Annotated in this window: 20 protein-coding genes; 8 read left to right on the forward strand and 12 right to left on the reverse strand. The window is 40.4% G+C overall.

What is annotated here, in order from left to right:
* Positions 1-97: 97 nt before the first annotated feature.
* The 10 genes from PSH54_RS18745 to rpmH form a co-directional block, all read right to left on the reverse strand.
* On the reverse strand, positions 98-1024 hold the full coding sequence (locus PSH54_RS18745) for a ParB/RepB/Spo0J family partition protein (protein WP_004588068.1): 927 nt from the start codon (positions 1022-1024) through the stop codon (positions 98-100).
* 20 nt (positions 1025-1044) lie between these two features.
* Entirely contained in the window at positions 1045-1830 is a 786-nt protein-coding gene (locus tag PSH54_RS18750) for a ParA family protein (RefSeq protein WP_004588067.1), read from the reverse strand.
* A 14-nt stretch (positions 1831-1844) separates the two neighbouring features.
* Positions 1845-2465 (reverse strand): 16S rRNA (guanine(527)-N(7))-methyltransferase RsmG, encoded by a 621-nt coding sequence (rsmG, locus tag PSH54_RS18755; RefSeq protein WP_004588066.1) that lies wholly within the window; start codon positions 2463-2465, stop codon positions 1845-1847.
* A gap of 15 nt (positions 2466-2480) precedes the next feature.
* On the reverse strand, positions 2481-4370 hold the full coding sequence (gene mnmG, locus PSH54_RS18760) for a tRNA uridine-5-carboxymethylaminomethyl(34) synthesis enzyme MnmG (RefSeq protein ID WP_054983815.1): 1890 nt from the start codon (positions 4368-4370) through the stop codon (positions 2481-2483).
* Positions 4371-4796: 426 nt separating this feature from the next.
* On the reverse strand, positions 4797-5246 hold the full coding sequence (gene mioC / locus PSH54_RS18765; RefSeq protein ID WP_024032128.1) for an FMN-binding protein MioC: 450 nt from the start codon (positions 5244-5246) through the stop codon (positions 4797-4799).
* A 901-nt stretch (positions 5247-6147) separates the two neighbouring features.
* A complete protein-coding gene (gene mnmE, locus PSH54_RS18770; RefSeq protein WP_004588063.1) occupies positions 6148-7512 on the reverse strand; it encodes a tRNA uridine-5-carboxymethylaminomethyl(34) synthesis GTPase MnmE in 1365 nt (454 codons plus the stop codon).
* Positions 7513-7647: 135 nt separating this feature from the next.
* The gene (yidC, locus tag PSH54_RS18775; protein WP_024032130.1) at positions 7648-9282 is read right to left on the reverse strand and encodes a membrane protein insertase YidC; all 1635 of its coding nucleotides are present in this window, start codon (positions 9280-9282) and stop codon (positions 7648-7650) included.
* A gap of 8 nt (positions 9283-9290) precedes the next feature.
* Complete coding sequence (gene yidD, locus PSH54_RS18780) at positions 9291-9566, reverse strand: membrane protein insertion efficiency factor YidD (protein WP_004588061.1); 276 nt, start codon at positions 9564-9566, stop codon at positions 9291-9293.
* A gap of 125 nt (positions 9567-9691) precedes the next feature.
* Complete coding sequence (gene rnpA, locus PSH54_RS18785; RefSeq protein ID WP_029772813.1) at positions 9692-10117, reverse strand: ribonuclease P protein component; 426 nt, start codon at positions 10115-10117, stop codon at positions 9692-9694.
* Positions 10118-10124: 7 nt separating this feature from the next.
* Positions 10125-10259: a 50S ribosomal protein L34 gene (rpmH, locus tag PSH54_RS18790; RefSeq protein ID WP_004335215.1), complete on the reverse strand. Its 135-nt coding sequence runs from the start codon at positions 10257-10259 to the stop codon at positions 10125-10127.
* 616 nt (positions 10260-10875) lie between these two features.
* On the opposite strand from rpmH, the gene dnaA reads away from it, so the two are divergent.
* From dnaA to PSH54_RS18830, 8 genes are all read left to right on the forward strand, one after another.
* Entirely contained in the window at positions 10876-12267 is a 1392-nt protein-coding gene (gene dnaA / locus PSH54_RS18795; RefSeq protein ID WP_004588059.1) for a chromosomal replication initiator protein DnaA, read from the forward strand.
* A 13-nt stretch (positions 12268-12280) separates the two neighbouring features.
* Positions 12281-13384, forward strand: coding sequence for a DNA polymerase III subunit beta (gene dnaN / locus PSH54_RS18800; protein ID WP_029772814.1), 1104 nt, complete (start codon positions 12281-12283; stop codon positions 13382-13384).
* A 14-nt stretch (positions 13385-13398) separates the two neighbouring features.
* Positions 13399-14493, forward strand: coding sequence for a DNA replication/repair protein RecF (gene recF, locus PSH54_RS18805; RefSeq protein ID WP_024032132.1), 1095 nt, complete (start codon positions 13399-13401; stop codon positions 14491-14493).
* Between the two features lie 12 nt (positions 14494-14505).
* Entirely contained in the window at positions 14506-16932 is a 2427-nt protein-coding gene (gene gyrB / locus PSH54_RS18810) for a DNA topoisomerase (ATP-hydrolyzing) subunit B (RefSeq protein ID WP_096040911.1), read from the forward strand.
* A gap of 140 nt (positions 16933-17072) precedes the next feature.
* The gene (gene glyQ, locus PSH54_RS18815) at positions 17073-17975 is read left to right on the forward strand and encodes a glycine--tRNA ligase subunit alpha (protein ID WP_273606826.1); all 903 of its coding nucleotides are present in this window, start codon (positions 17073-17075) and stop codon (positions 17973-17975) included.
* A gap of 2 nt (positions 17976-17977) precedes the next feature.
* Positions 17978-20047, forward strand: a complete 2070-nt coding sequence (glyS, locus tag PSH54_RS18820; RefSeq protein WP_273606827.1) for a glycine--tRNA ligase subunit beta — start codon at positions 17978-17980, stop codon at positions 20045-20047.
* 72 nt (positions 20048-20119) lie between these two features.
* Positions 20120-20569, forward strand: coding sequence for a hypothetical protein (locus PSH54_RS18825; protein ID WP_273606828.1), 450 nt, complete (start codon positions 20120-20122; stop codon positions 20567-20569).
* A 647-nt stretch (positions 20570-21216) separates the two neighbouring features.
* Entirely contained in the window at positions 21217-21741 is a 525-nt protein-coding gene (locus tag PSH54_RS18830) for an REP-associated tyrosine transposase (protein WP_248452300.1), read from the forward strand.
* Positions 21742-21863: 122 nt separating this feature from the next.
* Here the strand turns inward: PSH54_RS18830 and tusA are convergent, their stop codons facing one another.
* Positions 21864-22103, reverse strand: coding sequence for a sulfurtransferase TusA (gene tusA, locus PSH54_RS18835; RefSeq protein ID WP_273606829.1), 240 nt, complete (start codon positions 22101-22103; stop codon positions 21864-21866).
* A 249-nt stretch (positions 22104-22352) separates the two neighbouring features.
* Positions 22353-23522 carry an acetyl-CoA C-acyltransferase FadA gene (gene fadA / locus PSH54_RS18840; protein ID WP_004588050.1) on the reverse strand — a complete coding sequence of 390 codons (1170 nt, stop codon included), beginning with the start codon at positions 23520-23522 and terminating at the stop codon, positions 22353-22355.

Consider the following 23522-nt stretch of genomic DNA (forward strand, 5'->3'; position numbering starts at 1 on the left):
TGGCGAAATTATACTTAATCCTACCAGTTTTGCAACTTGAGTAGACGCTTTGTAACACAAAATAGCTACAAATGTCTCTTATCGGACATGTAAAATTTTAATGGTCGGTATTGCTGTGATTTATACGATTTAAAATGCCATCAAGCTCATCTAAATTGGTGTAAGAAATAACCAACTTACCTTTGCCTTTCGCGTTATAATTTATTTCTACTTTAGCCCCTAAGTTGTCGGCTAATTTTTGCTCTAAACGCTTAACATCTGGGTCTTTTTCTGGTGCTTCTTTAGCAGCAACCGGCTCTAAAATTGAGCGTACTAACTTTTCGGTTTCGCGAACAGTTAGCGCTTTAGCTACGGCTAATCTTGCAGCGTCAGATTGTGCTTCACCTTCAAGTGCTAATAAACAGCGTGCGTGGCCCATTTCTATGTCGCCATGCTCTAACAGAATTTTAACATCACTATTTAAATTGTTTAATCGTAGTAAATTGGTCACGGTAGTGCGCGATTTACCCACCGCATCGGCAACTTGCTGGTGCGTTAATTCAAATTCATTCAATAATCTGTTTAAAGCGATAGCTTCTTCCATTGCGTTTAAATCTTCACGCTGAATATTTTCTATCAGCGCAATAGCAACGGCGGCTTCATCTGGCACATCTTTTACAATACAAGGTACGCTTTCAAGCTTTGCTATTTGTGCAGCACGCCAACGGCGCTCACCGGCAATTATTTCAAAGCTATTTTCTGCAACAGGGCGCACCACAATTGGCTGAATAATGCCTTGAGAGCGGATAGAGCTTGCTAACTCCTCAAGCGCTTCTTCAGACATATCTTTACGAGGCTGGTATTTTCCTGAGTGTAAAAACTCAATAGGCAGCTTTTGCAACTCATTCGCAACGGGCTGTGCTGCAGTTTGTACAGCTTCAGTCACATTTACTGTGTCTTGTTCCTTGCTTGAGCTCGGCGCTGGTTTTGATGAACTTAAAAGGGCATCGAGTCCTCGGCCTAAACCTCGTTTTTTAGCAGACATGTTATTTTTTTACCTTAAAGTTAGGCGACTACCGGCGCTGTTTTTTCTTTTCTGCGTAGCATTTCGCCCGCAAGTGCTAAGTAGGCTTTTGCGCCACTTGATGCGCGGTCGTAGTACATTGCTGGTGCACCAAAACTAGGTGCCTCGGCAAGACGCACATTACGTGGGATCACGGTGCGGTATACTTTATCGCCAAAATGTTGTTTTAATTGTTCTGATACATCATTTGCTAATCGATTGCGCGGATCGTACATAGTACGAAGAATGCCTTCAATTTGTAAGTTAGGGTTAACTAACTTTGCAAGTTGCGTAATAGTGTCCATTAATGCGGTTAACCCTTCAAGCGCATAATATTCACATTGCATAGGTACTAAAATAGAATCAGCAGCAGCCATGGCGTTTACTGTTAACATATTTAGTGAAGGCGGGCAGTCGATAAAAATAAATTCGTATTTATCTTGTATTTTTTCAAGCGCATTACGAAGGCGTACTTCGCGTGCAAACAATTCCATTAACTTTACTTCGGCTGCGGTTACATCGCCGTTGGCCGCTATCATATGATACTCACCCGAGGTTTCAGTGATTATCACCTCATCCATTGGTTTTTCTTCAATGAGTAAATCGTAAATGGTGGCGACATCGCCATATTTGTCTACACCGCTACCCATCGTAGCGTTGCCTTGGGGGTCGAGATCTATTAACAGCACTTTACGCTTCGTTGCAGCCATAGATGCAGCGAGATTAACAGCCGTTGTTGTTTTACCAACGCCGCCTTTTTGATTTGCTAATGCGATGACTTTTGCCACTATGTCTCTGATCCCTAGTCTTTAGAAAGAATAATTAAATGTCGTTGTGCATCAAGCTCAGGCACTACTAGCGAGATTTTATCTTCAAATTTTACACCCTCAGGTAGCGACTCTAGCTCTTCACTAGGAAACACACCTTTAAGCGCTATAAATTTGCCTGAGTGATCAATTAAGTGTGAACACCAATCAACCATATCTTGCAGTGAAGCAAACGCACGACTTAGTACGCCATCTAATTTAACACTTGGTTGATATTCTTCAACTCTTGACTGCACAGGGGTGACATTATTTAGCCCGAGCTCGTGTTTAACTTGCATTAAAAAGCGAACACGTTTGCCTAAGCTATCAAGCAATACAAATTGCGTATCAGGTAGTGCAATAGCTAATACAATACCTGGTAAGCCAGGACCTGTGCCTACATCAATATAATGATGACCGGGTAAATGAGGTGCAACAACTAAGCTATCCATAATGTGCTTAATCATCATTTCTTCTGGTAAGCGTACAGACGTTAAATTATACGCTTTGTTCCATTTGTTTAGTAACTCAACGTATTTAACTAATTGCTGTTGTTGTTTTTCAGTTAGCGCAATATCAGTTTGCGCTAACAATGTTGTTAATTGTTGCTGTAACACAGTTTACCTTTACCATTACGCAGTTTTGCGTAATAAGCCTTGCTTCTTCAGATACACTAATAATAGCGAAATCGCCGCTGGGGTGATACCAGAAATACGAGAAGCTTGGCCAATAGTGTCTGGACGCGCATCCGTTAGCTTAGCAACTACCTCGTTTGATAAACCCGATACCGTTGAGTAATCGAACTCTTTAGGCAAAATGGTTTCTTCATGACGAAGCTGTTTATTGATCTCATCTTGCTGGCGCGCAATGTAGCCTGCGTATTTAGTATGGATCTCAACTTGTTCAAGTGCAGCTTGGTTTGTGAACTCAGATCCAAGCCCATCAATAGCCATTAAATCGTCGTAACGAATTTCTGGACGACGAAGTAGATCCTCTAAACTTGCTTCACGAGTAAGCGGTGTTTTTAATAAGGCGTTTACTTGATCAACCACAGCATGATCTTTGTGGATCCAGGTTTCTTTAATACGCTGTTTCTCTTTTTCGATCACTTCCATTTTTTCGTTAAATGCCTGCCAGCGCTCATCGTTAACTAAACCAAGTTCACGGCCTTTTTCTGTTAAGCGAATATCAGCGTTATCTTCACGCAATAATAAACGGTATTCCGCACGGCTAGTAAACATACGGTACGGTTCTTTTGTACCAAGCGTTGCTAAGTCATCTATTAGTACGCCCACATACGCTTCATCACGACGTGGAGTCCATGCATCTTTGCCTTGCACTTGTAAAGCGGCGTTCATGCCGGCTATTAAACCTTGTGCACCGGCTTCTTCGTAACCAGTAGTACCATTTATTTGGCCTGCAAAAAATAACCCGTCTATAAACTTGGTTTCTAATGACTGTTTTAAATCACGTGGGTCAAAGAAATCATATTCAATAGCATAACCAGGGCGACAAATATGTGCGTTTTCAAAACCATCTATCGATTGCACAATTTGTAACTGCACATCAAAAGGTAAGCTGGTTGAAATACCGTTAGGGTAAAGCTCGTACGATGTTAAACCTTCAGGCTCTACAAATATTTGGTGCTTGTCTTTATCAGCAAAGCGCACAATTTTATCTTCTATTGAAGGGCAGTAACGTGGTCCTATACCTTCAATTACGCCAGAGTACATAGGCGAGCGATGTAAATTGTTACGAATAACCTCATGGGTTTTTTCGTTTGTGTAGGTGATATAACACGGTATTTGCTGTGGGTGATCGCTTTGTTTACCGATAAACGAAAATACCGGTGTAGGCGCATCACCTGGTTGTTCTTGCATCTTGCTAAAATCAACTGTACGGGCATCAATACGTGGTGGAGTACCGGTTTTTAAACGGTCTACTCTAAAAGGTAATTCACGTAAACGATCAGCAAGTGCAATTGAAGGGGGATCGCCTGCACGACCACCTTTAAAATTCTCTAAACCAATATGTATTTGGCCACCTAAGAAAGTACCTACGGTTAATACAACACTAGGTGCGCTAAAACGTAATCCCATTTGGGTTACTACGCCAACAACTTTGTCGTTCTCAACGATAAGATCATCACACGATTGTTGGAATATTTTTAGGTTTTCTTGGTTTTGTAATGTGTTTTGAATTGCAGCTTTGTACAAAGCGCGATCAGCTTGTGCTCGAGTTGCACGAACAGCAGGTCCCTTTGAAGAATTTAAGGTACGAAATTGAATACCGCCTTTATCAATAGCTTGTGCCATAGCACCGCCTAGCGCATCAATTTCTTTAACCAAATGGCCTTTGCCTATACCACCAATTGCAGGGTTGCAAGACATTTGACCAAGTGTATCCATATTATGAGTTAGCAGCAGGGTATTCATCCCCATACGTGCAGCAGCCAATGAGGCTTCAGTGCCTGCATGTCCACCACCTACTACGATAACGTCAAACTTTTCGTGAAAAATCATTAATGGGATCCTACTTAATCAAACCAGTAAACTTCAAAAGGGAGCGTATTCTACCTAGAAATTAGCAGAAGATAAATGATTAAACAGTGGGCAAGATCTAAGTCACTGATCACTTATAATATAAAGGATCTTTTAAAGAGATCTTTTAATACTATTACTACTAGTGATCGGGTTTTCTGTTGATAAGCTCTATTTATTCATTTAAAACATAAAATTAGATCAGATCTAAAGGTGTTAATATGATCGGATCATCAGGCAAATAAGCTCTGATCAAAAAGGGGGTTTATACACAGCCCAATATCAATTGGATCTTATCCCATGGATAAGCATGCTTAAAAACGCAGTTTGATCAGCGGTTATCCACAAAAGCTATTAAATTATTAGTAAATTGTGGGTAACTTTGTTTATGCATTTTATTCGATCACATTACTTTAATTGTGTTTTCTCTATCCACGAATCTAACCACTCTAGGGCGGTATCTTCGGGTAATGCCTCATCAAGAATATTTAATTCAAGCCTTGGCGCTATGCATGTTGCGCCAAGGCTTGCCATTAAACTATTTATATTACGCCCAGCAAGGTTATAGGTGTCGTAGCTGGTATCGCCTAAACCAATGACTGAATATTTAATTGCAGATAAGTCACTTTGCTGATTTAGCTGCTCAATAAATGGTAAAAGGTTGTCGGGGTAATCGCCCGCGCCATAGGTCGATGTGCATATAAGCCAGATTGTATTGTGTTGATCAATATCAGATAAATTAGGTTGATCATGTAGTTCAGCACTTATACCTTGGTTATTTAACTCATCACATAGTTGCTCTGCTACATATTCTGCAGATCCCATTTGACTACCAACGATTATATTTACAGAACTCATATTTAAACTGATCACACTTTACTTATTTGCCCGCTATGATAACTGAGTTAGGCTTGCAGTAAAGGAAACCTTTGTAATTTTGTATAACTATTTTTGAGTTGTTTTTGCTCTTTGTTGTAATTGCTTATATAAGTTACTGAATATAAATGAATTAACAAAAACTATTTAAATGTAATCTTCTGATCAAGTTGTTGATAAGGTTGGGGAAAGCTCTGCTTAACTAGTATGTTTTGTAGAACTAAATATAGCTAAGTCATTGATTTTTTATTATAAGTGAGGCCACCAGCCCACGTTTTTATATAGCTAAGCTGTTGTTGATCATAATGTGGATAGTAATCTTGTTGATAACTTAAAAAGGCGATCAAAAATAATTTTTAAAAACGATCCGATTAAGCGGATCTGCCCTAAAAAAGTGAAAATAAGTGTAATAAACCACGCTTTTTTATAGATCGTGATGGTTTAAGCTTATAAATATGCCGCTATTTTTGTTTTATTAGCCATAAAGTAGGCGATTGTGGATAACCTTTTTTAATTAGTCTTATTATTTTTCAAGTTCAGCGAGGAGTTTTGCTGGTGGATCAATTAAAAACGTGGGAGTTGCCTTAATAGTACCGGTTACTTTTGCTTATAAATTCACAAACCGTAGTTAAAACGATCTACTTAAGGATACTTTTTAGCGGCATATTGGTACTTTTTTAAGCTATGTAGAGCGCCAATTACGCGCTTAACGTGGTGTGTTTTTATACTGTGAGAGATTAAACTGGTGAGTTGTATACGATAAAATCAGGCGCGTTTTTATTTAATTTTAGCCCCATTTTAGCTTTTTAAATTTTTATACCGGGCATAAAAAAGGGCACTAATGTGCCCTAAAGTAAGTGTTATTTTATGCTGCTTTAGCGAGTTATTTACCAATACAGAACGAGCTAAATATTTTGCCTAGTAGGTCGTCTGAGGTAAATTCACCGGTTATTTCGTTTAAGTACTGCTGCGTTAGGCGTAGCTCTTCGGCTAATATTTCGCCGGCGACGTGCATTTCTAACTGCGTTTTACCAGTATCTAAGTGATAGGCGGCATGTTCAAGTGCATCTAAATGGCGGCGACGCGCCATAAATCCACCTTCTGTTGCGCCCTGAAAGCCAATACAAGCTTTTAAGTGGTCGCGTACAAGCTCAATACCTTGCGCATTTTTAGCGCTTAAACTAATTACTGGGTATTGTTGGTTTTCATCCATACCTACTGCATCGCCCGATAAATCGGCTTTATTTCTGATAACGGTAACACCCATACCTTGCGGTAATTTTGCCATAAACTCAGGCCAAATTGCGTGTGGGTCGGTATCGGTGGTGTCGGTGCCATCAAGCATAAACAACACGCGATCAGCTTGGTTTATTTCATCCCACGCGCGCTCTATACCTATTTGTTCAACGCGGTCAGGGCTTTCACGTAGGCCTGCGGTATCGATAATATGCAGTGGCATGCCATCAATATGAATGTGCTCACGTAGTACGTCGCGAGTAGTACCGGCTATTTCGGTTACTATAGCGGCTTCGCGTCCTGCTAGGGCATTAAGTAGGCTTGATTTACCCGCATTAGGGCGCCCTGCGATAACAACGCGCATACCTTCGCGCATAATACTGCCTTGCTTAGCTTGGCTCGTTACTGTGTGTAATTGACTGATAATGGCATCTAAATCGCCCGATACTTTGCCATCGGATAAAAAATCAATTTCCTCATCAGGGAAGTCAATGGCTGCCTCTACATACATACGTAAATGAATAACTTTTTCTACTAGGGTTTCAATGTGTTTAGAAAACTCACCTTGTAGCGACTGTAGGGCGCTTTTAGCTGCTTGCTCTGAGGTTGCATTAATTAAATCGCTAATAGCCTCTGCTTGGGTTAAATCAAGCTTGTCGTTCATAAAGGCGCGCTCAGAAAACTCACCAGGCTTAGCTAAGCGAACGCCTTCTATTTGGCTAATTTCTTTTAATAGCATGTCGAGTACAACAGGGCCGCCGTGACCTTGCAGTTCAAGTACGTCTTCGCCGGTAAATGAATTTGGCCCTGCAAAATAAATAGCGATGCCTTGGTCGAGTTGCTCGCCGCTTAAACTTTTAAAAGGAACGTAGTCGGCATAGCGAAGCTTAGGTACTTTACCTATTATTTTTTCGGCCACGCTTTTAGCAAGGCTGCCAGAAACCCGAATTATACCTACGCCACCACGCCCAGGAGCGGTCGCTTGTGCTGCAATTGTGTCTTGATTGATCATGCTATTTATTTGCCAACGAGAGTAACTTTAATGGCGCTATTGTAACCTATGCATTTATTGGTAGCGAATAGCTGTGGTAAAAAATAGGCAATAAAAAAGGCGACCTAAGTCGCCTTTATATGAGTAGCCGTTGAGCTAGCCTCTTACTTTTATACCTTGCTTTTCCATGCCACGGTAGATGATAAGCATCTGGACAATAGAAATAAGGTTAGACACTAACCAGTAAAGTACTAAACCAGATGGGAACCATAAGAAGAATACAGAGAAGATAACCGGCATAAAGGTCATCATTTTTTGCTGCATAGGATCGGTAACCGTCATTGGTTGTAGTTTTTGCGTCACAAACATACTTGCACCAAATAATATTGGTAATACGTAGTATGGGTCTTTTGTAGATAGGTCTGTTAGCCAAAGAATGAACTCTGCATGGCGCAGCTCTGTTGATTCTAAGAATACGTAAAATAGTGCTAAGAAAATTGGCATTTGTAGCAAAATAGGGAAACAGCCACCCATAGGGTTAACTTTTTCTTTTTTGTACATTTCCATAGTAGCTTGGCCGAACTTTTGACGGTCATCACCATATTTTTCTTTTAGTGCAGCCATTTTAGGCTGAAGGGCACGCATTTTAGCCATTGACGTGTATTGCGCTTTAGTCAGTGGGTACATTAACGATTTAACGATAATAGTGATGGCAATAATAGCGACACCCCAGTTACCTAAAATGCTGTGTAACCATTTAAGAAGTACAAATAAAGGCTGCGAAATAAACCATAACCAACCGTAATCTACAGTTAAGTCTAAATCTGGGTGAATCGCTTCAAGAATATCTGACTCTTTAGGACCCATGTAGTAAGTCGCATTAAGAGTTTGCTCGCTGCCGGCTTGTACATTTATAGGCGCTGCTTTTGTACCAATAATAGCGGCATTACTTTTAGTAATTAAGCTGTAAAGCGTGTGTGTTTCGTCTTGCTTAGGTACCCATGCACTTACAAAGTAATGCTGAATAAATGCAACGTAACCGCCTTGGGTGTTTTTATTTAGGTTTTTGTCAGCCATATCTGAAAAGCTGTATTTTTCGTACGACTCTTCATCAGTACCGTAAGCTGCACCTAAATAGTTTTGATCTACTAAGCTGCCTTTTTCTTGTACGGTACGCTTAATTTGCGTGTATAGCTGTACTTGCACTGGCGCACTTGTAGCATTATTTACTGTGTACTCTAGGCCTACATCGTATTGACCTTTTTTAAATACGTATGTTTTAGTGAAGCTAACGCCATTACTATCAACATAGGTAAGTGGTACACGTAGCTCATCACCGCTTAGCGTGTAGGCTTTTTGCGTTGCTTGGTAAGTAGGGCGACCATTCGCTGATGCGTCTGGGCCATTTAAACCAATTAAACCACTTTGTGAGAAGTATTGATTGCCATCAAACTCGCCTAGAAGCATAAATGGTGTTTCTTCACCTTTTACTTCTTCATATTGGAGTAAGTCTGCTTCAACAATGTCACCGCCTTTGGTGTCTATTTTTACTTTGAAAACGTCAGTCGTAATGTCAATAACTGAACGCTTAGCAGCGGTAGCCGAAGCAGGTAAACCTGAATCTGACGATGACGGTATATAATCATCTGACTCTGGTGACGTTGTGTTTAGTGTTTGTGTAGTGGCACTAGGATCGGCTTTAGGTGTGTTGTAGTCATTATTCCATTCTTGAAATAATAAAAACGACACTAACATTAAACCGATTAATAAAAACGTGCGTTGCGATTCCATAACAGCTCTTATTTCTCGTGTTGGTGGTTAATACGGGTTAATTTTTCAGGAACGGGGTCTTCTCCGCCTGAATGTAAAGGATGGCATTTTAATATGCGTTTAAGTGCTAACCAACTCCCTTTTACAAATCCATGCAAATTAATTGCTTGAATAGCGTAATGAGAGCAGCTTGGATTAAAACGACAATGCGGGCCTAGTAGTGGGCTTATCCACATTTGATAACCGCGGATAAATAACACTAAACAACGCTTTGGAATAGCAACAAGTGGTTTAAGTAACCTCATGGTGTTTATACCCCTGCGTATATTTAGTGAATAGATACCATGTATTTAAAGGCTCAATTAGAGATTTTAAACGCATGATTAAAAGGTGAGCTAAAGATACCCTAATTAACCCTGCAATTCTATTGCTATCGGGTTTGTTTATTAGATTTAGCTGATTTGTTTGGGCGTTTTTTAAAAGGTGGTGGTTTAGGTGCACCAGGTTTGCAGCGTTCATTTATTTTACGCCACAGCTTTGTAAGTTGTTTAGTTATTTCTTCGTTAGACTGCTCATCAATACCACTTTTTACCATAAGCACAATATCGATATTATCGATGGTGTGTTGATTTAAACGAAAACTTTCGCGAGCGAGTCGTTTAATACGGTTTCGTTGGCATGCCTTTTTTACACGTTTTTTTGCAACAGTGAGTCCTAACCTAGGTTTATCTTGGTCATTAGGTTTAGCTAAAAGAGTAAATAAAGGAGTTGCAGCCCGAGCGGGTTCGTTAAATATGCGAGAGTAATGCGAGGGAGTTAACAGACGTAACTCCCTGCCAAAGCTAAAGTCTTCCACTTATATATTAAGCAGAAAGAACTTTGCGGCCTTTAGCGCGGCGACGTGCTAATACTTTACGGCCATTTACAGTTGCCATGCGAGCACGGAAGCCGTGTGCACGTTTGCGTTTTAAAACGCTAGGTTGAAAAGTTCTTTTCATAACAATCTCATCCGATCGGTTAAAGTTAAAACATCCTATGCAGGTCGCGATCCTGGCACAGGTGCCATTGCGAGCGCGAGATATTATAGATTAAGCACTTTAAAGTCAATCATAATTGCGCTGTAAACACCGTGTTTATTACATTTTTTGTACGCTGGCTTGATATTTATGGATTAATTTTAAAGCAAAATGGTCTGCTTTTACGCAAAAAGGCGAATTAATGGCCGAGACTGACTAAAAGAATGTGGATCGTAATAAAGTAGGGTGATCAACTAGGATCATCATAATTAAGAAGTTTTCCACAGCTGGTGTTTAAAAAGTGAATAAAAGCATGGGAAAACTCATTTAGATCGTAAAATTGGTTCGCGATCTCAGTGTGTTTTTGTTATGATCTGTTATCAGGCTTTAAAATAAAAGTCGCTATAAATCAGTCTGTTAAGATATTTATACACTGATATCAACAATTTTATAAAAATCAATCTTTTACTTGTGGATAAAGTGCCTTCATAATACCCGGTCTTGGGTCGGGTAGCTGGCCAATTGAACGCAATAAATGCATGATTTTTAATCATTATTGATGTGCGGGAATAAAAATTATACCTCTGGGAGTTTAACTGTGTATCTGTCGGTTTGGCAAAGTTGTTTATATGTATTGCAAGATGAGTTGCCTTCGCAACAATTCAGTATGTGGGTAAGACCACTACAAGCAGAAAGTACCGAAGATACCTTAACGATTTACGCACCTAATCGCTTTGTTCTTGATTGGGTAAGAGAAAAGTATTTAAACCGTATTAATGAGTTACTGGTAGAAATTTGTGGTGATGAAGCGCCCGAATTGCGTTTTGATGTAGGTAGTAAACCACTACTAAATACTCAAGCGGCGGCGCCAAGTGTTGAAGCCCCTGCATCACCTAGTTCACAGGCACCTGCTAAACAGCAACCTGTAGAACAAAAAGCAGCAGTAGAGCCTGCGCCTAAATCAGGCTATAAATCTAATATAAAAGATAACTATACCTTTGACAGCTTTGTTGAGGGTAAATCTAACCAGCTAGCAAAAGCGGCTGCAACACAAGTTGCAGATAACCCTGGCTCTGCCTTTAACCCAGTATTTATTTACGGTGGTACAGGCTTAGGTAAAACTCACTTATTACATGCAGTAGGTAATGGCATTATGGCTAACAAGCCCGATGCTAAAATTGTTTACATGCATTCTGAGCGTTTTGTGCAAGACATGGTAAAAGCACTACAAAATAATGCCATTGAAGAATTTAAACGTTATTACCGTAGTGTAGATGCGCTAATGATTGATGATATTCAATTTTTTGCTAATAAAGAGCGCTCACAAGAAGAATTTTTTCATACCTTTAATGCATTATTAGAAGGTAATCAGCAAATTATTTTAACCTCTGACCGCTACCCAAAAGAAATTGAGGGCGTAGAAGACAGGCTTAAATCACGATTTGGTTGGGGTTTAACGATTGCTATAGAGCCGCCAGAGCTTGAAACGCGCGTTGCCATTTTGATGAAAAAAGCGCAGCAGAGTAAAATTAATTTACCGCACGAAGTCGCTTTTTTTATCGCTAAAAAATTACGCTCAAACGTACGTGAATTAGAAGGTGCGCTTAACCGTGTAATAGCTAATGCTAATTTTACCGGGCGTCCAATTTCTATCGACTTTGTAAAAGAAGCGCTGCGCGATTTATTGGCACTACAAGATAAACTTGTCACTATAGACAACATACAGCGCACCGTGGCTGAGTATTACAGAATACGTGTGTCAGATCTGTTATCTAAGCGTCGCAGCCGCTCTATCGCGAGGCCGCGTCAGGTAGCTATGGCATTATCTAAAGAATTAACTAATCACAGCTTACCTGAGATTGGTGACGCATTTGGTGGACGTGACCACACCACGGTATTACATGCGTGTAGAAAGGTTAAATCACTTCGTGATGAAAGCCACGAAATAAAAGAAGATTATCAAAATTTAATAAGAACGTTGTCATCTTAGGGCTGACTTTATTATGCAAATAACCATTTCAAGAGAACAATTTTTAAAGCCATTAGTGCAAGTATCGGGTGCGATTGAACGTAAACATACGTTACCTATATTATCTAATGTATTGTTAGTGGTAGAAAACGGGCAACTTTCAATGACAGGCACAGACCTTGAAATTGAACTAGTTGCAGGTGTTTTTGTTGGTGATGATATTGCCGATACAAAGTTAACGCTACCTGCTAAAAAATTACTCGATATTTGTAAAAGCCTGCCTGATGGTTCTGAGCTTACATTGAGCTTACAAGAGCACCAACTGCTTTTAACCAGTGGTAAAAGCCGCTTTTCACTTACTACGCTTGCCGCGGAAGACTTCCCTAATTTAGAGCAGTGGGATGGCGAGGTTGAGTTTCAGCTAACGCGTTTAGAGTTACGTAAGTTACTTGAAAGCACACATTTTTCAATGGCTAACCAAGACGTTCGTTATTACTTAAATGGCATGTCGTTTGAAGTAGATAATAGCGACATAAAAACAGTAGCCACCGATGGCCACCGTTTGGCAATAGCGCAAAAAGAATTAGGCCAATCGTTAAATACGCAGCGCCAATTAATAATACCGCGCAAAGGTGTGCAAGAAATTATGCGCCTTATGGTTGCCGACGAAGAATTAGTTACTATTCAATTTGGCGCTAACCATATTCGTATTATCGATGTGGAATTTACTTTTACAAGTAAGTTAGTGGATGGCCGCTTCCCTGATTATCGCCGCGTATTACCTCGTGGTGGAGATAAAGTAATTACCGCTAACCGTGAATGGTTACGTAATGCGTTTCAACGTGTGTCTATTTTATCTAACGAAAAATTTAGAGGTGTGCGTTTAAACCTTGCCAATGGCTTACTTAAAATTACGGCTAATAACCCTGAGCAAGAAGAGGCTGAGGAAATAGTAGAAGTAATGTATGAGGGTGATGAGCTAGAAATTGGTTTTAATGTATCGTATGTATTAGATGTACTAAATACATTAAAAACAGAAGATGTACTATTTACATTAGCAGATTCAAACAGCAGTGCACTTATTGAAGGTGCGGGCGATGAAGAAGCAATGTACGTGGTTATGCCTATGCGATTATAAGATACCCATTATAAATGAGTTTAAGTCACTTGAGCCTCAAGTATTTTCGTAATATTGAGGCACTGACGCTAGAACCAGTCAACGGCGTTAATATAATTTATGGTGAAAACGGCAGCGGAAAAACCAGCCTTTTAGAGGCTATTTATTACCTTTCTCACGGCAAATCTTTTCGAACACCTAAACATAAAAGTATTATTCAACATCAGCAAGATCAGTTTGTAATACACGGCCGCAAAGCGCTACACGACTTGTCTATTCCTATTGGGATTAGTAAAACCCAAAGTGGTGAAACCAATTTAAAAATACAAGGCAAAGCCAGTAGAAAAATCTCTGAACTTGCACAGTTAATGCCTGTGCAAATTATTACACCCGAAAGCTATTCATTGTTTTTTGGTGGTCCAAAAGAGCGACGTAAGTTTTTAGATTTGGGTTTGTTCCACGTGGAACATGAGTTTTTTTACTTATGGCAGTCGTTTAATAAAGTGCTTAAACAACGCAATGCATTATTAAAAAGTAAGCCAAAGAATTATTTTGACCAAATTAGGTTTTGGGACAAAGAATTTGTTAGACTGGCAGAACAAATAAATAAATTAAGAATGGCGTATATAAGTAGGTTTAAGCAGCAGTTTTTTGATAAAATGTGTGCAGAATTAACGCTTATACGCGATTTAGAAATCAACTTTAATGCAGGTTGGAAAGACAGTGAGTCTTTAAGTGATGCATTAGAGCAAAACTTTGAGCGAGACGCTCGCCAAGGTTTTACAAGTAAAGGCCCTCATAAGGCCGATTTTAGTTTTAGTGTCGCTGGCAACAGCGTAGAGAATACGTTTTCACGCGGTCAATTGAAGTTATTGCTTTATGCGTTAAAAGTAACGCAAAATAGTTTAATTGAGTCAGAGACAGATAAGCAATCTATATTGCTAATAGATGATCTACCTTCAGAGTTAGGCGAGGATACAAAAGAGAAAGTGGGACAATTATTGGCTCACTGCAGTTCTCAAATTTTTATTTCTTCAATTTTGTCTGAAAGTATTTCTGCTGTGGTGGAACCCATGCAACGAGAACTACAAATGTTCCACGTGAAACATGGCAACCTAATAACAAGATAAGTGGGATTAACCATGTCTGAGAATTATGATTCGTCGAGTATTAAAGTACTTAAAGGATTAGACGCAGTAAGAAAGCGTCCTGGAATGTATATAGGGGACACCGATGATGGCACAGGCTTACACCACATGGTGTTTGAGGTCGTTGATAACTCTATCGATGAAGCCTTAGCAGGTCATTGTGATGATATTTATGTAACGATTCACTTAGACGGTTCAGTCTCTGTAAGAGATAACGGTCGTGGCATCCCAACTTCTATCCATGAAGAAGAAGGTGTGTCTGCTGCCGAGGTTATCATGACGGTACTTCATGCCGGTGGTAAGTTTGATGATAACTCTTATAAAGTATCAGGTGGCTTACACGGTGTTGGTGTATCGGTAGTAAATGCATTATCAGAAAAACTAACTCTTACTATTCGTCGTGAAGGCAAATTGCACGAGCAAACTTACAGCATGGGCGTACCTAACGCTCCATTAACTGTTATTGGCGATGCTGACACTACGGGTACTGAACTGCGTTTTTGGCCAAGTGGCGAAACATTTACAAACCTTGATTTTCATTATGATATTTTAGCTAAGCGTTTACGCGAGCTATCGTTTTTGAACTCTGGTGTAAGCATCATCTTATCTGATGAACGCGAAGAAAATAAAACCGACCACTTTAAATATGATGGCGGTATTCAAGCGTTTGTTGAATACTTAAACCGCAATAAAACACCTGTACATAAAGGTGTATTCCATTTTACTCACGAGCGTGAAGAAGATGGTATTAGCGTTGAAGTTTCAATGCAGTGGAACGATGGCTTCCAAGAAAACATTTACTGTTTTACTAATAACATTCCACAACGTGATGGTGGTACTCACTTAGCCGGTTTTAGGTCTGCGCTAACACGTACACTTAATAACTACATGGAAAAAGAAGGCTTTAACAAAAAAGCTAAAACAACCAGTAATGCAACGGGCGATGATGCGCGTGAAGGCTTAACAGCGGTTGTAAGTGTTAAAGTACCTGATCCTAAGTTCTCATCACAAACTAAAGACAAGCTCGTATCAAGCGAAGTTAAATCTGCGGTTGAGCAAGCAATGGCTGAAAAGTTTTCTGATTTCTTATTAGAAAACCCAATGGATGCCAAAATTGTTGTTGGTAAAATTATTGATGCAGCACGAGCACGTGAAGCGGCGCGCAAAGCCCGTGAAATGACTCGTCGTAAAGGCGCTATGGATTTAGCAGGTTTACCTGGTAAATTAGCAGACTGCCAAGAAAAAGACCCATCATTATCTGAACTATACATAGTGGAGGGTGACTCAGCTGGCGGTTCAGCCAAGCAGGGTCGTAATCGTAAAAACCAAGCAATTTTGCCACTTAAAGGTAAAATCTTGAACGTAGAGAAAGCACGCTTTGATAAGATGCTTTCTTCACAAGAAGTAGCAACTCTAATAACAGCTCTAGGTTGTGGTATTGGCCGTGATGAATATGACCCAGAAAAACTACGTTACCACAGCATCATTATCATGACCGATGCGGACGTGGATGGTTCTCACATTCGTACATTGCTACTAACGTTCTTCTATCGCCAAATGCCAGAAATTGTTGAGCGTGGTTATATTTACATTGCACAACCGCCACTTTATAAAGTGAAAAAAGGTAAGCAAGAGCGTTATATTAAAGACGATCCTGCACTTGTAGAGTACCTAACATCACTTGCACTAAATAATGCCGCGCTTTACACAAGCGAAGATGCAAGTGCAATTGAAGGTGAAGCGCTTGAGCAAATAGTACAAGATTACCAAAACACAGTAAAAGTCATTGAGCGCTTAAAACGTAAATACCCTAACACGGTAATGGAACGTTTGATTTACCAAAGCGAGTTAAAAGTAGAAGACTTATCTAACGAAGCTAAAGTAATTGAGTGGACTAAAGAGCTAGTTGACGACTTAGTTGAACGTGATGAAGATGCGACAATTTTCCACGCTGGAACAGAGCATGATGCAGAGCGCAACTTGTACTTCCCGGTTGTGAATATTCGTCAGCACGGTGTGGATAAAGCACACGTATTACATTACGACTTTATTGCATCTCGTGACTACCAACGCATTGCTGTTACTGGCACGAAGATCGCAAACATCTTAAAAGAAGGCGCATATGTTCAACGTGGTGAGAAAACAAAACCTGTTGATAACTTTGTGGATGCTTTGGAATGGTTGATCGCTGAATCTAAGCGCGGGATCTACATTCAGCGCTATAAAGGATTAGGCGAAATGAACCCTAGCCAACTGTGGGAAACCACAATGGATCCTTCAGCTCGTCGTATGTTACAAGTAACAATTGAAGATGCTGTAGCGGCAGATCAATTGTTTGCAACATTAATGGGCGATCAAGTTGAGCCACGTCGTGAGTTTATAGAAACCAACGCACTTCGCGTAGTTAACTTAGACGTGTAAAAAATTATACTTACATCTTAAAAGGAGCCTAATGGCTCCTTTTTTATTTTAACAACCGCACAAACTGCTTAAAACCTGCGTGTGCACAAGGTATACTGAGGGTAATTTTCACGCTACTTTCAGATAGTAAAAAGCCAAATATGCAAAAATATGACGTTAAAACCTTTCAAGGTTTGATCCTGGCTTTACAGGATTATTGGGCGCAGCAAGGCTGTGTCATTATTCAACCACTTGATATGGAAGTGGGCGCAGGGACATTTCACCCGCAAACATTCTTAAAATCTATTGGCCCTGAGCCAATGTCGAGCGCATACGTACAACCGTGTCGCCGTCCTACTGATGGCCGCTATGGTGAAAACCCAAACCGCTTACAGCATTACTACCAATTTCAGGTAGTTTTAAAGCCATCACCAGATAACATTCAAGATCTTTACCTAGGCTCATTAGAAGCAATGGGTATTGATACCCTAACGCACGAAGTACGCTTTGTAGAAGATAACTGGGAATCGCCAACACTAGGCGCATGGGGCTTAGGTTGGGAGATTTGGCTAAACGGTATGGAAGTAACGCAGTTTACTTACTTTCAGCAAGTAGGGGGCTTAGAGTGCTCTCCTGTAACCGGTGAAATTACCTACGGCCTAGAGCGTTTAGCAATGTACATTCAAGGCGTAGACAGTATTTACGACCTAGTATGGGCAGACGGTCCATTAGGGCGTGTAACTTACGGCGATGTATTCCATCAAAATGAAGTAGAACAATCTACTTACAACTTTGAACACGCAAACGTAGATGACTTATTTGCACAGTTTGATAAGTGTGAAGCTGAGAGCCAAAAGCTAATTGAAGCAAATTTACCACTACCTGCTTACGAGCAAGTAATGAAAGCATCGCACGCGTTTAACTTACTCGATGCGCGCCATGCAATCTCAGTAACCGAACGTCAGCGTTATATTTTACGCGTTCGAGCGTTATCAAAAGCGTGTGCACAAAGCTATTACGATGCACGTGAAGCGCTTGGTTTCCCGCTGTGTAAGGATAAGTAAGCATGTCAGCACAAAATTTATTAGTAGAAATTGGCACCGAAGAGCTGCCACCAAAAGCACTGCGCAAATTAGCAGAAGCCTTTGCCGCAAACTTAACTGCAGAGCTTGAAACACTAGAGCTTGGGCATGAAGGCGTAAGCTGGTATGCATCGCCTCGTCGTTTAGGTTTACAAGTAAAAGCGCTTGAAGCAAAGCAGCAAGATAAAGAAGTAGAAAAGCGTGGCCCTGCAACTAAAGCAGCGTTCGATAGCGAAGGTAACCCAACTAAAGCAGCAATGGGTTGGGCACGTGGTTGTGGTATTGACGTAAGTGAAGCACAAACTCTTGAGACCGATAAAGGCGCTTGGCTTTTACATATTGCTAAAGTAGCAGGACAAGAAACCAAAACGCTGATGAGCGATGCCATTACAAAGTCGTTAGCAAAGCTGCCAATACCTAAGCCAATGCGTTGGGGCGCGAATAAAACACAATTTATTCGCCCAGTTCATACCGTAACTATTTTATTTGGTGATGAACTTATTGAAGGCGAAATTTTAGGTAAGCAAGTAACTAATCAGTTACAAGGCCACCGTTTTCATCATCCAGAAAAAATCACCATTAACCATGCAGATGACGTGTTCGACGTATTAAAATCAGCCTACGTTATTGCTGATTACGAACAACGTAAAGCGCAAATCCGTGCACAAATAGAAAAAGCGGCAAACGCAGTGAATGCGGTTGTTGCGATGGATGAAGACTTATTAGAAGAAGTTACTTCTCTAGTAGAGTGGCCAGTAACGTTAACGGCAACATTTGAAGAAGCATTTTTAGATGTACCTGCCGAAGCACTAATTTACACCATGAAGGACGATCAAAAATACTTCCCGCTATTAGATCAAAACGGCAAACTTTTAAATAAGTTTTTGTTTGTATCTAACATCGAAAGTAAAGATCCAAGTGTGGTCATATCTGGTAACGAAAAAGTAGTGCGCCCACGTTTAGCCGATGCGCAGTTCTTCTTTGAAACAGATAAAAAGAAAACCCTAGAAAGCCGCCTAGAATCACTTGATACTGTTTTATTCCAAAAGCAGTTAGGTACGCTTAAAGATAAATCTGTACGTATTAGCGAACTTGCCGGCTACATTGCAGAGCAACTAGGTGCCGACAAAGACCTTGCAAAACGTGCTGGCCTATTAAGTAAAACAGACTTAATGACCGAAATGGTAATGGAATTTACCGACGTGCAAGGTGTAATGGGTATGCACTATGCACGCTTTGATGGCGAAGCAGAAGATGTAGCTATTGCACAAAACGAGCAATACATGCCGCGTTTTGCGGGCGACAATTTACCTACAAACCTAATCAGCTGTGCAGTAGCAATTGCAGATAAGTTTGATACGCTGGTGGGTATTTTTGGTATAGGCCAAGCACCAAAAGGTGACAAAGACCCATTTGCACTTCGTCGTGCTGCCATTGGTGCACTGCGTATCATGGTAGAAAAAGAGCTACCGCTTGATATTTTAGACCTAGTAGCAAAAGCACAAACACTGTTTGGCGAAAAGCTTACTAACCTAAATGTATCAACCGATGTATTTGACTTTATGCTAGGGCGCTTCCGCGCATGGTATCAAGACGAAGGTATTGAAGTAGATGTTATTCAGGCAGTACTGGCACGTCGTCCTACTAAGCCTACTGACTTTGACCGTCGTGTTAAAGCCGTAAACCACTTCCGTACGTTAGACGCCGCAGAAGCGCTTGCAGCAGCGAATAAGCGTGTAGGTAACATACTAGCTAAAAATAACATTACCACCGAAGGTGATGTTGATGAGAGCCTATTAAGCGACGACGCTGAAAAAGTATTAGCATCACAAGTAGCAAAATTTGCGACTGAGCTTGCACCACTTTACGCCGATGGAAACTACCAAGAGGCATTAAGCCAATTGGCTGGTATTCGCCAAAGTGTTGATAACTTTTTTGACAACGTCATGGTTATGGCCGACGATGAAGCTGTAAAGCAAAATCGCCTCGCACTATTAAGCCAGTTAAGCCGCTTATTTTTAGATATTGCAGATATATCTGTACTACAAAAATAACACCGCTTAAGCCAATAAAAAGCCAGCGTATTGCTGGCTTTTTAGTTTTAACAGAACGAAGGAAACCCATTAATGATACCAATGAAACGAATTTTAACGCTTGCCATTGCCGGCTTACTCACAGCGTGTACTAGCCAAGTGTCTATTAACGACGTACTGCCGCAGCAAGAGCTGGATAAAACAGTTTACCTAAGAGGCGATTTTACGCTTTGGGATGCAGAGCCTCAGTACCAGTTTATGCCAGTAGGCGGCGCGCTTTACCAAGCAGAAGTTAAATTTAGTACCCCAGGTAAAGTGTACGAATTTAAAATAGCCGACGCCGATTTTAGTGAAGGCTACAACTGCGGCTATAGCGACGCACAACCTGCAGGGCAAAAACTAACGCTCGGCCAACCCGTACTTGCAGACTGTAATACTATTTATAATTACTTTAGTTACTCACCTGCAATAAAAGGCACATACATAGTCAGCATTGATTACAGTGACTACGATAAGCCGAAAGTGACGATTACTAAGAAATAGCTGTTAGTTGGGAGCTGTCAGCTTTTAGCTGCCCGAGTGGGCTTAGAGATTTGTGACAAGGACGTTGTAGGTTGGGTAGAGTGAAACGAAGCCCAACATGTGCGGCGAATAAAACTGTTCTTCTGGTTATCAAATACGTTGGGTTTCGTAAAACTCAACCCAACCTACATCAATAATAATTTTATTGATTGCTATAAACTTGCAATCAAATTAATGAGCTTAGTTAGTCTAATTACAGTTGTAAACCAAAAGCGCGGTAACAGATAAGTAGATTTTAAGTAGGTTGGGTAGAGTGAAACGAAATCCAACATGTGCTGTGAGTAAAACAGTTCTGCTGGTTATCAAATACGTTGGGTTTCGTAAAACTCAACCCAACCTACATCAATAATAATTTTTATTGATTGCTATAAATATACAATCAAATTAATGAGCTTAGTTAGTATTAATTACAGTCGTAAATCAAAAGCGCGATAATGGATAAGTAGATTTTAAGTAGGTTGGGTAAAGTGAAACGAAACCCAACATATGCGGCGAATAAAACTGTGCTGGTGGTTATCAAATACGTTGAGTTACGTAAACTTGTCTTGATTATAATTAACAAAACTAATCTATACTCTTATTTATCTGTTTATTTTATGGATAAAAATATGCGTTATAAACGTATGTTAGAGGCGGGCGCATGTTATTTTTTTACGGTAAATTTAGAAGATAGATCTCAGCCTTTGCTTGTGGAAAATATAGAGTTATTACGCCGTGTATATTCAAAGGTGGCAAAAAAGCATCCAATAAAGACGATTGCAATTGTTATCATGCCCGATCACCTTCATGCTATTTGGCAATTACCTAAAGGTGATAGTAATTACGCAATGCGTTGGCGACTTATAAAATCAGGTTTTTCTCGAGAGCTGCCAGCAACAGAGTTTTGTAATAAAAGTCGAATAGCGAAAGGAGAGCGCGGGATTTGGCAGCGTCGCTATTGGGAACATAAAATTAGAGATGAAGAAGACTTAAATAATCATATTAATTATATTCACTACAACCCGGTGAAACATAACCATGTTATTAAAGTGAGTGATTGGCCATTTTCAAGCTTTCATCAATACGTTAAAAAATCAAAACTAAGCCAAGATTGGGAGTGCAATAATGATTCAACCACTTTGTATGATGAATAAAATTTCGGTGTTATAAAACAAGTTGGGTTTCGTAAACTCTACCCAACCTACATCTGGTTTAAGTTCTTAACGATGCGTTAAATATTCAAAAATAACCCAACTTACTAAACCAACTTTCAAACCTATAACCCTTTCTTCACCACATACCTATACGGTGCTTCATCGGCGTCTGTGGCCACCAGCGTGTGATCCATAAACGTACAAAAACTTGGAATATCGCGAGTGGTTGATGGGTCATCAGCGGTAATTAATAACGTTTCACCTTCGTTCATCTTACGAATTGCAGCGCGTAACATCATTACAGGTTCTGGGCAGCGTAGGCCCATGGCGTCTAATTGGTGATCGGGATTATCAAAGCTCATAAAAAGTTACCTGTAAAAATAGTCGCGGCTTGGTTTGGTCGGGTAGTTTAGCGCAATTAATCTGTTTGGTTAACTGTTTTGCATATAACGGGTAAGCGTAATACAGTAAAAAATAATCTGGTTTAAATTTAATACACCCGATCACATTATTCATATCAGCAATAAGCTGGTGGCATAAAAAAAGGCGAACTAACTTGCGCTAGTTCGCCTTTTTAATCACCAAGATGGTTTACATGTTTAAGCTAATAATTAGTCTTGAACACGTTCAAATACAGTCGCAATGCCTTGGCCTAAACCAATACACATAGTAGCTAGACCATATTTTGCATTTTTGTCTTCCATTAAGTGAATAAGCGAGGTGCTAATACGCGAACCTGAACAACCTAGTGGGTGACCAAGTGCGATTGCGCCGCCGTTTAAATTCACTTTTTCATCAACCACGTCTGCTAAACCTAAGTCTTTAAGTACAGGCAGTGATTGTGCTGCAAATGCTTCATTAAGCTCTGCTACGTCAATGTCATCAATAGTAATACCTGCTTGTGCAAGTGCTTTTTTACTTGCTGGTACTGGGCCGTAACCCATGATTGATGGATCGCAACCGGCAACAGCCATTGCTTTAACGCGTGCACGAATTGGTAAACCAAGCTCTTTTGCTTTTTCTTCGCTCATTACTAACATGGCTGATGCGCCATCAGAAAGTGCAGAAGACGTACCCGCAGTAACCGAGCCAGAAGCTGGGTTAAATACTGGGCGAAGCTGAGATAAACCTTCAACCGTTGTTTCAGGGCGAATTACTTCATCATCTTCAACTAAAATTAAAGAGCCATCAGCTGCGTGACCTTCCATTGCTAAAATTTCGCGGCGGAAACGCCCTTCAACTGTTGCAGCATGTGCACGTTGATGTGAGCGATAAGCAAACTCATCTTGCTGTTGACGGCTAATACCGTGAATAGTAGCAAGGTATTCAGCTGTTAAGCCCATAGAACCAGATGCTTGTGCAATTGATGTAGCTAAGCCTGGGTGAAAATCGTTACCGTGAGTCATAGGAACGTGACCCATGTGCTCAACACCACCAATTAGGTAAGTGTCACCAGCGCCTGTCATAATTGCGCGTGCAGCGTCATGCAATGCTTGCATTGACGAGCCACATAAACGGTTAACGGTTGTAGCAGGTACTGAGTGTGGAATACCTGCAAGTAACGATGCGTTACGTGCAACGTTAAAGCCTTGCTCTAATGTTTGCTGTACACAGCCCCAATAAATATCGTCAATTGATGCAGGATCAACTGCTGGGTTGCGCTCTAATAACCCTTTCATAAGGTGAGCACTTAAATCTTCCGCACGCTTGTTTTTAAATACGCCGCCTTTTGAGCGACCCATTGGTGTGCGGATACAATCTACAATTACTGGATTATTCAT

The sequence above is a fragment of the Pseudoalteromonas sp. Angola-30 genome (assembly GCF_028599215.1).
In the GTDB taxonomy this organism is placed as follows: Bacteria; Pseudomonadota; Gammaproteobacteria; order Enterobacterales; family Alteromonadaceae; genus Pseudoalteromonas; species Pseudoalteromonas atlantica.